Raw genomic sequence first — 13,951 nt, forward strand, 5'->3', positions numbered from 1 at the left:
TCCCGGCGCGCCGGAGTCAGCCGGAGGTGCGGTCGAACTTCAGATGTGAGGTGATCCGGTAGCGGTCGCCCCGGTAGATCGAGCGGGTGTACTCGATCACCCGGCCGCCGGGGTCGCGGGTGGTGCGTTCGAACAGCAACGCGGGGGAGTGCTGCGGGACGCCGAGCAGCCCGGACTCGTCGGTATCGGTGACGGTCGGTTCGGTGACCTGCACGGCCGTCGCGGGCAAGACCTCGTACCGCGTGCGGAGCAATTCGTAGAACGAGCCGGATTCGAAGTCGGCGCGCGTGATGTCGGGCACCAGGCCCCGTGGGACCAGGATCCGCTCGATCGCCATCGGTGCTTCTTCGACGATTCGGACGCGCGTGACCGCCACCAGCGGGCAGGCGGGGGAGACCTCGAGCCGTTTGCCGAGCCGGGCGCCCGCCGTCGTGATGGCGAAGTCGACCACCCGGCTCGTCCACTCGCCCTCGGCGGGCGGGGCGAACTGGTCGCCGCCGGTGGCGGGCAGGAGATCCTGGGAGATCTTGCGCGGCGCGGTGAACGTGCCGCGCCCGTGCTCGCGGACGAGGAGGCCGTCCCGCGCGAGTTCGTCGATCGCCGCCCGCAAAGTGGGGCGCGAGACGCCGATTTCCATGCTCAGCGCGCGTTCCGAAGGCAGGACCTCACCCGGCCGCCGCCGCTCGATGAGCTTGCGCAGTCGTTCCTTGACCTCTGTGCGCCGCATGACCACAGCTTAGCCAGTGGTTGTCCTGAATCCGCTGGTGGACAACTTGTCTAGACCTATTGACTTTACCACTTCGGCGGGCGACCTTGATAAAAACTGACCAGTGGTAAAGGAGGCAGCGATGCCGAAGTTCCGGCTCACCACCTTGGCCGTCACCGCCCTCTCGGTCGCAGTGCTCGCAGCGGTGCCGGGTACCGCGAGCGGGGCGACGGCTTGCGGGGCGCTGTTCGACGACTTCCACTACGCCTCGCACACCGACGGGCTTCTCGGGCAGCACGGCTGGCAGGTACGTTCGGGTGGCGGCGGACCCGGCGTCGCGGGCGCGCGGTGGGCTCCGGAAGGCATCACGTTCCCGACGTCCGGCGGGGACAAGGTGCTGCAGCTGGCTTCCGCCACCGACGGCACGCCCGCGGGTACGACACAAACCGAGATCATGCAGCCGGACCGGCGGTTCTTCGAGGGGACCTATGCGGCGCGGATCCGGTTCTCCGACACGCCGGCGTCCGGCCCCGATGGCGACCGCATCAACCAGACGTTCTTCACGATCAGCCCGCTTCGCTACGACAACGACCCGATCTACAGCGAGCTGGACTTCTCGGAGTACCTGCCCAACGGCGGATGGGGCGAGGCGGGCCCGGTCAATTTCCAGACCAGTTGGCACACCTACACACCGGACCCCTGGTACGCCGAGAACAAGAGTGACGCGCAGCGTCGCAGCATCGACGGCTGGCACTCCGTGGCGGCGACCGTGTCCGACGGCCATGTGCGCTACTACGTCGACGGCGCACTGGTGGCCGACCACGACCGCGGTGGCCCGTTCGACGTGTATCCGCGACAGGACATGTCACTGAACTTCAACCAGTGGTTCATCGACCTCACGCAGCACGCCGGCGGCACGAGCACCTACCTGGAACAGGTGGACTGGGTCTATTACGCGAAGAACGAGGTCCTCACACCTCAAGCGGCCGCCGAGCGCGCCGCGTCGTACCGGTCGTCGGGCGTGCGGTTCACCGACGGCACGCGCGGTTGCTGACCCGGTCACATCCGGTCACATCCGGCGCTTCCCGCGGGTCGTTGAATAGGACCGGCGGCCTCGTGATGCTGGTGGTCTTGGAAACACTGGCCCCCGCCGCGCGTTCGTCCTGGACGACATGTTCGCCGGACCCCCTGCGCGGTGTCGACACGGTGGCTCGTAGATCAGGGAGATCGACGTCATCGCGGACCGGGACCGGTTACGGGGGCTGGATCCGGTGGTTTTGGATTGATCGTTGGGTTGCGATTCGGTCGCGGCTGTTAACGGTTTCCTGTCGCGGTCCGCCTTCTTTTCGAAGCTCTTGGAGCAAACGACGAGGAGGCGGCAATGTCGGAGGGGACGCTCGGAGGAGCTCGGCGCCACAAAGTGCCGGAGAAGGAGACCTATCGGGACGCGTATCAGCGCGACCGGGATCGAGTTCTCTATTCATCCGCCTTTCGGCGGCTGGCCGGGGTGACTCAGGTTGCCGCGGTCAGTGAGCAATTGGTGCTGCACAACCGGCTGACGCATAGCTTGAAGGTCGCGCAGATGGGGCGAAGACTCGTGCAGAACCTGCGCTGCCAATTGCCCGATCCGGAGGCGGGATTTCCGCCGGAATCGGATTTGAACGAAGATGTGGTCGAGACGGCGGGGCTCGCGCATGACATCGGACATCCGCCGTTCGGTCACGTCGCCGAAGAGGTTCTCGGCCAGCGTCTTGCCCAGGTCGCGGGGCTGGAAGGCTTTGAAGGCAACGCGCAGTCTTTCCGCGTGGTGACGAAACTCGCGCGGCGGAAGACGGAACATATGGGGCTCAACCTGACTCGGGCTACCTTGGACGCCATCCTCAAGTATCCACGCCTCAAGCCGCGTGATTCGGCCAAGGCCCAGGTGTTGTGGACCAACCGTGGCTACGGTGAGAAATGGGGCGTCTATCAGACCGAACGGCAGGACTTCGAGTGGGCGAGGGAGTCCTGCCGCGGTGAGCTGAGGTCCGCGAACGCGATTTTGATGGACTGGGCCGACGACATCAGCTACGCGACGCATGATCTCGAGGACTATTTCCGGGCAGGTCTGATCCCCCTGCACAATATCGAGATCGACAAGAAGCGCATCCTGAAGCATGGCCGACGCAGGCTGAAGGGGGATTTCGGCTTCAACGAAGACCGCTTTCGGGAGCAGATCGACGTGATCGTCGACGAGTTCGGCGAAAACCTCAAGTCACAGTGCTGGGACACCCGGGAAAACCGGGTTCGGATGAACATGATCACCAGCAGTCATCTCACCAGGCTCGTGGAGGCGGTGCGGCTCGTTGACGAACCGCCCTTTGTGGAGGTCGACGAGACGAGTCAATACCGGGTCGCCGCGCTCAAGGAACTCACGTGGTTCTACGTGATCGACAGGCCGCCGCTGGCCATCCAGCAGGAAGGCCAGAAGAGGATCATCGGTTCGCTCTTCGACCGGTTGCTCATGTGTCTGGAGAAGTCGCCGAACAGCCCGAAGATCCCGCTCCATCTCCGCGTGCTCTACCGCGACATCAAGCGTGACAGTGAGGCGGAAGGCACCTTCGACGATAACAAGGAGGCTCGCTGTGCTCGGGCTGTCACCGACTACATCTGCCTGCTCACCGAGGTCCAGGCGGTGGACCTCGGGAAGCGGTTGGCGGGGCGGTCACAAAGCTCGATGTTCGGTACCTGGTTCAACTGAGCGTGGCCATGCCGAAGGGCCCGTCGCCGGTGGTGGTCGGCGGGCTCCTCGGGTTCAGCGGCGAGGCTCTTGTAGTGGGTCCAGATAGTGGGGCGGGATGAATTCGGGGCGCCTGTCGGTGGCCATGCGGACTGTCCAGCCGGACTGGCCGTGGATGACCATGTGGTGGTAGCGGCAGAGCAGGCAGAGGTTGTTGAGGTCGGTGTCGCCGAGTTGGCCCCACGGCAAAATGTGGTGGGCTTCGCAGTGTTTCGGCCTGCGGTGGCAGCCGGGGAAGGCGCAGCCGTGGTCTCGGAGGTTCAACGCCCGGCGTTGTCCGGGTGTGACGGTGCGGGCGGCGCGGCCGATGTCGAGTGGTTCGCTGTCGGTGCCGAGGACGGCGGGGATGACCTTCGCGTCGCAGGCGAGCATCCGGGCGTGCCGTGCGGTGATCCGGGAGACCCCATCCACACACGCGGATCCGAGCCCTGAGGACAAAGTCTCCAGGGGAATGGTGACCACGATGGTCGTCCGGTCGCCGGACAAGGTGGGGGCTTTGTCGTTGGTCATCGCGTAGTGGATGGCGTCGAACAGGGCGTCACCATGACGTTCGGCGGGGGTGCGCGGATCATGGTTGCCGTCGGTGTCGACGGGTCTTCGTTGCCCCCAGGTTTCGAACAGGGCGTTCGCGCGTGCCCCGAATTCCGGGTCCAGCAGCCCGGTCAGCCGCCACCACCCGTCCTCGCGTTTCCGCAAGTACACCTCGCGGGACGGGGGCGTGAGGTCCTCGTCCTTCGGCTCGGTCCCGTCGGGATCGAGATGGGCGAGCAGGTCCGCACCCGCGTCAAGGATCTCCCGCGGCCCCGCCCGCCGCGCCAGATCGACCAGGATCTGCTCCGCCCCCGGCCGATCCTCGGCCGACACTGCGGCGGGGATCTTCTTCAACACCGCCAGAAGAGGGTCCAGTTGCTGATGCCCGAGGTCGCCCTCGGCCGCGGCGGCACCCGCGATCGGCGCCGACGCCGGCGCGGGCGTGCCGTCCAGATTCCGGCCCTCGTTCAGCGCCACCGCCCGCGCCACGGTGTCACGCGCTTCCTTCAGGCTGACACGAGCCGTCTCGGCGAACCAACCCGCCGTCGAACCATGCCCGTAGAGTTCCATCGGACCCCGCGATTCGATCTCCACCAGAAACTGCCCCACCTCCGCCAACGCCTGACGTGCCAGCGACAACCGCTCCACCACACCATGCGCGAGCTCCCGCGCACCAGCCCGCCACAACTCCTGCGGCGGCTCGAGAGTTCGTCGGCTGGACACCCCGCCATAGTACCACCGAATCGAACACACATTCGACCTCGGAATGCCAGTACTCAAAGGTGTAATGAATGCACTTCACGTTCCATAATGCTGAAATTACTCCATCGAGTGAATAGTCACGAGGCTGGGGAGCTCCCTTATTGAGAGATAGGGAAAGTTTGCGACACGAGCAGAGGGCCCCGGCTTCGCGGGGACGCGCACCGCAGCGGTGCCGGCCACGACAACCTGGCCTTACCCCTCAATAACGCTCATCATCACTCGCGACCGACCAGTCCAGACCCACGTCGTGAAGGCCTCCTTTCCTACCTTGAGAGCAGGGAAGGAGGCCTTCACGGACTTCCTCGCCCCAACACCGAAAACCGGCCTAAAGTGACCGAGACACCGCAGTCACTCCGGGAGGCACGCATGTCGCTGTTGGCCCAGCTGAACACCGCGATCACCACCGGCGCGATCGAGGTCGTCGACCTCACCGCGCCGTTGAGCGCGAGCACGCCCGTCCTGCGGTTGCCGGAGCCGTTCGCGAACACGATCCCGTTCGGTCTGGAGGAGATCAGCCGCTACGACGAACGCGGGCCGCGCTGGTACTGGAACAACATCCACACGGGCGAGCACACCGGAACCCATCTCGACGTCCCGGTGCATTGGTTGTCGGGCAAGGACGGCCACGACGTCTCGGAGGTCCCGCTGCGGACGCTGGTCGCCCCGGCGGTGGTGCTCGACGCGTCGGCCCGTGCGGCCGAAGATCCGGATTTCCTGCTGTCCGTCGACGACATCCGCGAGTGGGAGCGTGAGCACGGGTCGCTTCCGGACGGTGGATGGCTGCTCTACCGCACCGGCTGGGATGCCCGTTCGCACGAGCAGGAGACGTTCCTCAACAACGACGAGAACGGCCCGCATACGCCGGGGATCTCGGCTGACTGTGCTCGCTGGCTCGCCGAGGAGGCGCCGATCACCGGGTTCGGCGTGGAGACGGTGGGCACGGACGCCGGACAGGCGCTGGCTCTCGAACCGGCCTTCCCCTGCCATGAACTCATGCTGGGGGCGGGAAAGCACGGTTTGACCCAGCTGCGGAACCTGGCGAGCCTGCCGCCGACCGGATCGCTGTTGATCGTGAGTCCGCTCCCGATCGTCGGTGGCTCCGGCAGCCCGGCCCGGGTCTACGCGTTGGTGGAGCGGGCATGAAGGTCGCGGAGCTGGTCGGACGCACATTGGCGGAACTCGGCGTGGGTGCCGCGTTCGGGGTCGTGGGCAGCGGCAATTTCGAGGCCACCAACGGGTTGCGGGCAGGGGGAGTGCGCTTCGTCGCCGCGCGGCACGAGGGCGGCGCGGCGAGTATGGCCGACGCGTACGCGCGGATTAGCGGCCGGATGTCGGTGCTGAGTCTGCACCAGGGCGTCGGGCTGACCAACGCGATCACCGGGATCACCGAGGCTGCCAAGAGCCGGACACCGATGATCGTCCTGGCCGCCGACACCGCGGCCTCGGCGGTGCTGTCGAACTTCCGGATCGACCAGGACGCGCTCGCGACGGCCGTCGGTGCCGTACCGGAACGCGTCCACAGCGCGGCGACCGCGGTCGCCGACACCGTCCGCGCCTACCGGACGGCCTGGCAGCAACGCCGGACCGTCCTGCTCAACCTGCCGCTCGATGTCCAAGCCCAGGAAGCACCCGAAGCGGTCCCGGTTCCGGAAATCGACGGCCCGGCGCCGATCCGGCCGAGTGTCGAGGCGGTCGCGAAACTGGCTGATCTTCTCGCCCAGGCCCGGCGGCCGATGTTCATCGCCGGTCGCGGTGCGCGAGGGAGTTCCGTGGCCCTGCGAGAACTCGCGGAGGTCTCCGGCTCGCTGCTGGCGACCTCCGCGGTGGCGCACGGCCTCTTCCACGACGATCCCTTCTCGATCGGGATCGCGGGCGGGTTTTCGTCCCCGAGGACGGCGGACCTCATCGGTGACGCCGACCTCGTGGTCGGCTGGGGCTGCGCGCTGAACATGTGGACCACACGGCACGGCACCCTCCTAGGCCCGGAGGCCCGCCTGGTCCAGGTCGACGTGGAGCAGGCCGCGCTCGGCGCCCACCGCCCGATCGACCTGGGCGTCGTCGGCGACGTCACCAGCACCGCCGAGGACGTCCACGCCGAACTCACCAGGCGTGGCCACGGCGCGAGTCGCGAAGTCGTCACGGGAACATGGTGGAATGACGTGCCGTATAACGACCTATCCGGCGACGGGAGGATCGATCCGCGCACGCTCAGCCGCCGGCTCGACGAGATCCTTCCCGCCGAACGCGTGGTCTCGGTCGACTCCGGCAACTTCATGGGCTACCCGAGCGCGTATCTGTCCGTTCCCGACGAGAACGGTTTCTGCTTCACTCAGGCGTTCCAATGCGTCGGGCTCGGTTTCGGCACGGCGATCGGCGCGGCACTGGCCAGGCCGGACAGGCTACCGGTGCTCGCCATCGGCGACGGCGGGTTCCACATGGCCCTCTCGGAGCTGGAAACCGCCGTACGGCTGAGGATGCCGCTCGTGGTCGTCGTCTACAACGACGCCGCGTATGGCGCCGAGATCCACCACTTCGGCGACGCGGACATGACCACGGTCCGGTTCCCCGACACCGATATCGCGGCGATCGGCCGCGGCTTCGGCTGCGCGGGCGTCACCGTGCGATCGGCCGAGGATCTGACGGCCGTCACGGAGTGGCTCGGCGGACCACGGGACGCGCCACTCGTCGTCGACGCCAAGATCGCCGACGACGGCGGCTCGTGGTGGCTGGCCGAGGCCTTCCGCCACTGAGTGCTACACGCCCCAGTCCGGCCGCAACGGCATGCCCGAGTCGCCGTCCGGACCGACCTTCACCCCGAGCACCTGGTGCAGTTCGATCTCCCGCCGTTCGAACGCGAGGCGGCAGGCGGCCATGTACAGCGCCCAGACCCGGCTCCGGCCGGCGCCCGCTTCGGCGACGGCCGCGTCCCAGTTCGCGTCGAGGTTGGCGCACCACGCGCCGAGGGTGGTGGCGTAATGCTCGCGGAGGTTCTCCGAATGCCGCACCTCGAGCCCGCTGTCGTGCATCGCGGTGGCGATCTCCCCGACGGACTCCAGTTCGCCGTCGGGGAAGACGTACCGGTCGATGAAACCGCGCGACCGGTGCGGGACGGAGGTGTCCGGGTTGGTGATGCAGTGGTTCAGCAACCGCCCTTGCGGCTTCAGTTTCCCGGCGAGGAAACGGAAGTACGACGGCAGGTTCCGCGCGCCGATGTGCTCGGTGAGCCCGATCGACGACACGGCGTCGAAGCCGGTTTCGGTGACGTCGCGGTAGTCGAGGTGCCGTACTTCGGCCCGGTCGGCGAGGCCCTTGGTCACGATGTCCTTCTGCGCCCATTGCGCCTGTTCGCGCGAGAGGGTGACGCCCAGCGCCTCGACACCGTAGTTCGCGACCGCGTGCTCGACCATCCCGCCCCAGCCACAGCCGACGTCCAGCAGCCGCATCCCCGGTTTGAGGCCGAGTTTCCGGCACACCAGGTCGAATTTGTGCTCCTGTGCCTCTTCCAGCGACGCTTCGGCGGACGGGAACGCGGCGCAGGTGTAGGCCATCGACGGACCCAGAACCAGTTCGTAGAACCGGTTCGAGACGTCGTAGTGGTTCGCTATCGCGTTGCTGTCGCGGGCTTTCGAGTGCCGCAGCCCGTCGAAGACGCGTTTGGCGCGGCTTGGCAGTTCTTCGGCGGGTGGGGCGACCCGGCGCAGATGCCTGGGGCCGAGTTCGCGCAGCAGCCACAGGCGATCCGCGGCGCTGAGCTGATCGACCTGTGCCACGAGGGCACGCAGCGCCGTGTAGAGGTCACCGTCCACGTCGAGCGCGCCGGCGACATAGGCGCGCGCGAGACCGAGGTCGCCCGGCGAGGACATCAGGTACGTCAGCGCCAGTGGCGAGCGCACCTGGATCGACACCGGCGCGTCCGCCGGACCGCTCGAGCTGCCGTCGTAGGCGGTGATGGACACCTGGGCGCTCGGGCCGAGCAACCGCTCGAAGATCTTCCCGACGGTCGTGTTCTCAGCCATGTTCTCTCTCTTCTTCCCGGCCCGGGGTCACCGCCGCCGCACGCATTTCGCGTACAGGTCGAGCAGGCGGCCGTCCGGGTCGTTGGCCGTTTTGAGTTTCCGGTAGGCGTCGCCGTTGTACAGCCGCCAGAACTCCTCTTCGGTATAGAAACTGTCGGAGTACAGCGATTTCCGCCCGCCGAGCCGCGTCACTTCGGCTTCGATCAGCCGATTGTGCGTATCCGGCTCCTCGCCGGGGTCCAGCGGGACCGCGGACCAGAAGCCGAAGTTGACGTACAGCGTTTCGGGATCCAATTCGTACAGCGGCGAGTTCACGCCACCTGGCCGCTGCTTCAGCGGGCAGATCCACACCGGGCTGATCGGGATCTCGCGGCGGAAGAAGTCCAGGAACTCCGCGGCGCGCGACAGCGGTACCTCGATGTCCTGGACGACGGTCTCTTCCGGCGGGAGACCGCGCAGCTTGAGCAGCTTCGCCGCGATCCCGAACCGGCGGTCGAGCGCCACCGCCTTCCAATAGACCGACGACCGGAGCAGCCGCCTGCCCAGCAGCAGCCGGGGGAGCCGGTGCTGCACGCCGAACGCCCGCGAGCACCAGAACCAGTCCGTGTCCCAGCGCCACAGGTAGTCCCGGACGCTCAGGTGATCGGTCTCCCGTTCGCGGATCGACCGGTAGTAGATGTCGAGCCAGGTGTAGTCGCTGGTCGCGGGCGCGGAGGTGGTGAACGTACCCAGCGTCAGGTACTGCTCGCCGGGACCGAAGACCGTTCCGTCGACGAAGTCGGCCGACCCGTTGCGGCAGGCTTCACCGAGCGCCGTGAAGTACTCCTCGGTGTCGTCGTACCGGATGTGGTCGAGCCGCACGTACGGTTTGACCGGCTCCAATTCGATCTTCAGCCGCAGCGCGTAGCCGAGCGTTCCGTACGAGTTCGGGAAGCCGTGGAACAGGTCGCTGTGCTCGTTGTCCGCCCGCGCGACGACGACCCTGCCGTCACCGGTGAGCAACTCCATCTCCAGCACCGACTCGTGCACGAGACCGTTGCGGAACGACGAGGATTCGATGCCGAGGCCGGTGACCGCGCCGCCGAGGGTGATCGTCTTGAGCTGCGGCACGACCAGTGGCATCAGCCCGTGTGGCAGGGTCGCGTCCACCAGTTGCTCGTAGGTGACCATGCCCTCGACGTCCGCCGTTCGGGCCAGTGGATCGACATCGAGCACGTGCGTGAACCCCGAGACGTCCAGTCCCGGCGTACTGGTCGCCGTCCGCGCACGGAACAGGTTCGACGTCCGCTTCGCCAGCCGGATGGTGCCGTGGAGACCGGCCAGTTGCGCACGGAGAGTCTCCGTGCGCGCTTCGTGTTCGGCGAACCGGACCAACCGCGCCGTCGCTCGGATGCCGCTGTCGTTGTCAGCCATCATTGATCGCCATCAACTCATCGTGCCTGACGAAACCGCCACGCGCAGCCCTTAATCTCTACCCGAGCCGAGGCAAGGGGACGGCGTCCGCCATCGCCGTGAAGCCCTTGTCCCCGGGGTGGAGGTGATCGCCGGAGTCGTACTCGGGTTTCATCCGCTGCGGGTCGGCGGGATCGCGGATCACCGCGTCGAAGTCGACGTAGCCGTCGAACAGCCTGCTGGTCCGGATGAACCGGTTGACCGCCTGCCGGGTCTCTTCGAGTTCGGGGGTGTAGGAATGCCAACCCTTCCACGGTGTGATCGTCGCGCCGAGGACCCGCAGACCGCGGTCGCGTGCCCGAGTGGCGATCTGCTTCAGCGCCGAGATGATCTTGTGCGGATCGGCCTGGTGCGGCGTCTGCTGGATGTCGTTGATGCCCTCGAACACGATCGCCGTGCGCGCGCCGGATTGACTCAGCACGTCCCGGTCGAGCCGCGCCAGCGCGTTGACGCCGTAGTTGCCGCCGTCGAGCAGCAGGCGGTTCCCGCTGATCCCCGCGTTGAGCACGCCGAGGTGACGGCTGATCTTGTCGGCGAGTTGATCGGGCCAGCGCAGATTGGCGCCCCAGGTCGAGTTCGCCCCGTCGGTGATCGAGTCGCCGATCGCGACGACGCTGCCCCGCAGCCCATGGCCGCGGACGTCCACTCCGGACACGTAGTGCCACACGGCGGTCCGTTCCGGGAACGCCGCCGCCGACTCGTCGGCCGCCTTGTCGCCGTCACGGGTGAAGTACGAGTTCTGCATGGCCAGCGGGTGATGGGTGACCGGGCCGGACGGCGTCGGGGTGTAGGTGGTCACCAGGAGGTCGCTGTCCCTCGGCACGTTCAGCGCCGTGCCGTCGCTGACGACGTCGGCGCCCGGCGGCACGGTGATCTCGCGGTTGCCGCCGAAGGTGAGCGCGCGCATGGTGCCGGGGACTGCCTGCGGGGTGTCCGGTCCGGCGGCGACCGCGACGGTCACCCGGCCGAACAGCACCGGCGTCCGGCCGAAAGCGTTGGACAGCCGCACGCGGACCTCGTGCCCGCCGGCGCTGATGTGCACGATGTTGCGGATCGAGAAGTTCGGGTAGCCGTTGTCGGTCCCGGCCACCCCGGCCGCGGGTGCCGCCGCCCAGGTGCCCACCCATCCGCTCGTGGTGGTGCCCTCCACCTGGCTCGCCGGGGCCGCCGCCACTGCGCCCGGTACGACGCCCAGCAGCAGGACGGCCGCCGCCAGTAAGCGCTTTCCTGAATGCTCGCTTCGAAAGACACGGTTCGGTCGCATGTCGTCACGCCTCCACCCAGTCGGCTCCGCTCATCGTCGGTGAATCACCGACCGCCGGTCAATGCGCGGCACAGGACAGATTTCTGTCGGATGAGGGGGTTAGCCTGACCGGATGACGCCTGCCGCTCTCCGGAAGATCTGCCTCGGCTTCCCCGGTGCCCGCGAGGAGTTCCCGTTCGACGAACGGTCCAGTGTGTTCAAGGTCTCGGGCAAGATGTTCGCGCTCAGCGCGCTCAAGGCGAAACCGCTGCGGATCAGCCTCAAATGCGAACCCGATCTGGCGGTCCGGTTGCGCGCCGAGCATCCGGCGATCATCCCCGGCTACCACCTCAACAAGCAGCACTGGAACACCGTCGAACTCGACGGTTCGCTGACCGGCGACTTCGTCCGCGAGCTGATCGAGGACTCCTACGACCTCGTCGTCGCGGGCCTGCCGAAGCGGGAGCAGGAGAAGCTGAAGTGGGTCGCGCTCAGCCAGGAATGAACGGCCTGCGTTTCATCCGGATTTCATCGGTCCGTGCTCGCCCGGCCTCCTACCGTGGGCGGAGACGGGTGCCGCCCGCCGCACGATGACGCGCCGCCCCGGACTTCCTAGGCTGAAGCGGTGCTGGTGATCTTGCGGGACCGATTCCGGGCACGGGTGCAGGTGAGCCTCACCCGGGCCGGGTTGACCCTGCCGTGGTGGGGCGCGTTGTGCGCGACCGGCGTGAGCTTGGTGTTCACGCTGGTCGCGCTGGTGCAGCGGGACGCGCTGCTGCCGCCGGAGCCGATCGCGCTGGCCGGGCTGATCGTGATCGCGCCGTCGCTGATCTGGGTGACCACCGCCTGGATCATGCCGTGGGTGCGGATGGCGGCGCTGATCGCCGCCGCCTCGGTCCTGCTCTTCGAACCGGTACTCCCGGATTTCGCGCCGTTGCTGCTGCTGGTCGCGGCCACCGAAGCGGGCAGTGTCCTGCGGACGACGATGGGGATCGCCATCGTCACCGTCACGTGTGAGGCGGTCCTGATCGTCGCGGGCGTCTGGGGCGGGCTGATCGGCGTGCCCGTCTACCTGGTCGCGATCCTGCTCGGGCTCAGCGGCGGGCTCATGGTCCGCTGGTACACCAGGGTGCTGGACGCCGAACGCGGCAACCGTGACGCCTCCCGCGACAAGGCGCTGCTGGCCGAGCGGCAGCGGATCGCGCGTGAGGTGCACGACGTCGTCGGCCATTCGCTCAGCATCACGCTGCTGCATCTGACCGGTGCCCGGCGCGCGCTGCAGCAGGACCGCGACGTCGACGAGGCGATCGAAGCGCTCACCGAAGCCGAACAGGTGGGACGCGCCGCGATGGCCGACATCCGCCGCACGGTCGGCCTGCTCGCCGACACACCGTCCGGAAGCGCCCCGTTACCGGGCGTGGAGGACATCGCGACGCTGGTGGAACGCACCAGGGTCGCCGGTTTGGCGGTGCGCTATACACAGGAAGGCGACCTCGGTCTGGTAGGCGCCTCGGAAGGATTGGGCCTCTACCGCATCGTGCAGGAATCACTCGTCAACGTCGTCAAACACGCCCCCGGCGCGACCGCGGAGGTCCGGCTGGACACCGGCCGGTCGGGCGCGAAACTCATCGTCAGCAACACCCTGCCCACGGCCGTCCGGCGCACGTCGGAGGACGGGTCGGGGCTGGCCGGGATGGCCGTCCGCGCGGCCCAGCTCGGCGCGGAACTCAGCGCCGGGCCCAAGGGCAAGCAGTGGATCGTCGAGGTCACCGTGCCGAAGACCAGGGCGGTGCAGCCGTGACCGCCACGGAGATCCGGGTGTTGCTGGTCGACGATCAGGAGCTGGTCCGGTCCGGACTTCGGCGCATCCTGCGGCGTCGCGACGGGTTCGTCATCGCGGGGGAATGCGGCGACGGTTCGGAAGTGCCCGCGGCGCTGGCCGCGAACGAGGTCGACGTCATCGTGATGGACCTGCGGATGAAGAACGTCGGCGGCGTGGAGGCGACCAGGCGGTTGCGGCGCTCCGGCGGCCATCCGCCGGTGCTCGCGCTGACCACCTTCGACGACGACAACCTGCTCGCCGACGCGCTACGGGCGGGGGCGGCGGGATACGTCCTCAAGGATTCCCCGGCCGAAGATCTGATCCGGGCCGTGCGCGCGGTCGCCGCGGGCGACGCCTGGCTCGACCCCGGCGTCACCGGCCGCGTGCTCGCCGCCTACCGGCAGGCCGCCGGGACCGGCAGCGGCGGACGTTCACCCGAACTGCTGACCCCGAGGGAGCAGGACGTGCTCCGGGCGATCGGCCGCGGGCTGACCAACGCGGAGATCGCCGCGACGCTGGTGATTTCGGAGGTGACCGTGAAAAGCCACATCGGCCGGATCTTCACCAAGCTCCAGCTGCGTGACCGGGCGGCGGCGATCGTCTACGCGTTCGACCACGGGATCGTGGTGCCGGGCTAGCC

12 protein-coding genes are annotated in these 13,951 nt (G+C 67.8%); 7 read left to right on the forward strand and 5 right to left on the reverse strand.

The window, feature by feature from the left end:
* Positions 1-16: 16 nt before the first annotated feature.
* Complete coding sequence (locus tag ACZ54P_RS29015) at positions 17-727, reverse strand: GntR family transcriptional regulator (RefSeq protein ID WP_465464746.1); 711 nt, start codon at positions 725-727, stop codon at positions 17-19.
* Positions 728-848: 121 nt separating this feature from the next.
* On the opposite strand from ACZ54P_RS29015, the gene ACZ54P_RS29020 reads away from it, so the two are divergent.
* Together ACZ54P_RS29020 and ACZ54P_RS29025 are read left to right on the forward strand one after the other, a co-directional pair.
* Positions 849-1,760, forward strand: coding sequence for a glycoside hydrolase family 16 protein (locus tag ACZ54P_RS29020; protein WP_465464747.1), 912 nt, complete (start codon positions 849-851; stop codon positions 1,758-1,760).
* Between the two features lie 366 nt (positions 1,761-2,126).
* The gene (locus tag ACZ54P_RS29025; protein WP_465464748.1) at positions 2,127-3,446 is read left to right on the forward strand and encodes a deoxyguanosinetriphosphate triphosphohydrolase family protein; all 1,320 of its coding nucleotides are present in this window, start codon (positions 2,127-2,129) and stop codon (positions 3,444-3,446) included.
* A 54-nt stretch (positions 3,447-3,500) separates the two neighbouring features.
* On the opposite strand, the gene ACZ54P_RS29030 is transcribed toward ACZ54P_RS29025, so the two are convergent.
* Positions 3,501-4,739: an HNH endonuclease signature motif containing protein gene (locus tag ACZ54P_RS29030; RefSeq protein ID WP_465464749.1), complete on the reverse strand. Its 1,239-nt coding sequence runs from the start codon at positions 4,737-4,739 to the stop codon at positions 3,501-3,503.
* 405 nt (positions 4,740-5,144) lie between these two features.
* Here ACZ54P_RS29030 and ACZ54P_RS29035 point away from each other — a divergent pair, with 405 nt between their 5' ends.
* A complete protein-coding gene (locus ACZ54P_RS29035) occupies positions 5,145-5,921 on the forward strand; it encodes a cyclase family protein (protein WP_465464750.1) in 777 nt (258 codons plus the stop codon).
* The gene (locus ACZ54P_RS29040; RefSeq protein ID WP_465464751.1) at positions 5,918-7,528 is read left to right on the forward strand and encodes a thiamine pyrophosphate-binding protein; all 1,611 of its coding nucleotides are present in this window, start codon (positions 5,918-5,920) and stop codon (positions 7,526-7,528) included. Before ACZ54P_RS29035 ends, ACZ54P_RS29040 begins: the two co-directional genes overlap by 4 nt.
* A gap of 3 nt (positions 7,529-7,531) precedes the next feature.
* Here the strand turns inward: ACZ54P_RS29040 and ACZ54P_RS29045 are convergent, their stop codons facing one another.
* The 3 genes from ACZ54P_RS29045 to ACZ54P_RS29055 are packed head-to-tail and all read right to left on the reverse strand — an operon-like array spanning position 7,532 to position 11,510.
* Positions 7,532-8,794 carry a class I SAM-dependent methyltransferase gene (locus ACZ54P_RS29045; RefSeq protein ID WP_465464752.1) on the reverse strand — a complete coding sequence of 421 codons (1,263 nt, stop codon included), beginning with the start codon at positions 8,792-8,794 and terminating at the stop codon, positions 7,532-7,534.
* A gap of 27 nt (positions 8,795-8,821) precedes the next feature.
* Positions 8,822-10,207, reverse strand: a complete 1,386-nt coding sequence (locus tag ACZ54P_RS29050; RefSeq protein ID WP_465464753.1) for an FAD-binding oxidoreductase — start codon at positions 10,205-10,207, stop codon at positions 8,822-8,824.
* 58 nt (positions 10,208-10,265) lie between these two features.
* A complete protein-coding gene (locus ACZ54P_RS29055) occupies positions 10,266-11,510 on the reverse strand; it encodes an SGNH/GDSL hydrolase family protein (protein WP_465464754.1) in 1,245 nt (414 codons plus the stop codon).
* A gap of 112 nt (positions 11,511-11,622) precedes the next feature.
* Between ACZ54P_RS29055 and ACZ54P_RS29060 the strand changes: the two genes are divergently transcribed.
* The 3 genes from ACZ54P_RS29060 (at position 11,623) to ACZ54P_RS29070 (ending at position 13,949) form a co-directional block, all read left to right on the forward strand.
* The gene (locus tag ACZ54P_RS29060) at positions 11,623-11,994 is read left to right on the forward strand and encodes an MmcQ/YjbR family DNA-binding protein (RefSeq protein ID WP_465464755.1); all 372 of its coding nucleotides are present in this window, start codon (positions 11,623-11,625) and stop codon (positions 11,992-11,994) included.
* 120 nt (positions 11,995-12,114) lie between these two features.
* Positions 12,115-13,290 carry a sensor histidine kinase gene (locus ACZ54P_RS29065; protein ID WP_465464756.1) on the forward strand — a complete coding sequence of 392 codons (1,176 nt, stop codon included), beginning with the start codon at positions 12,115-12,117 and terminating at the stop codon, positions 13,288-13,290.
* On the forward strand, positions 13,287-13,949 hold the full coding sequence (locus ACZ54P_RS29070) for a response regulator (protein ID WP_465464757.1): 663 nt from the start codon (positions 13,287-13,289) through the stop codon (positions 13,947-13,949). Before ACZ54P_RS29065 ends, ACZ54P_RS29070 begins: the two co-directional genes overlap by 4 nt.
* Positions 13,950-13,951: the final 2 nt, after the last annotated feature.

It is taken from the genome of Amycolatopsis sp. NPDC034160, from assembly GCF_055575355.1.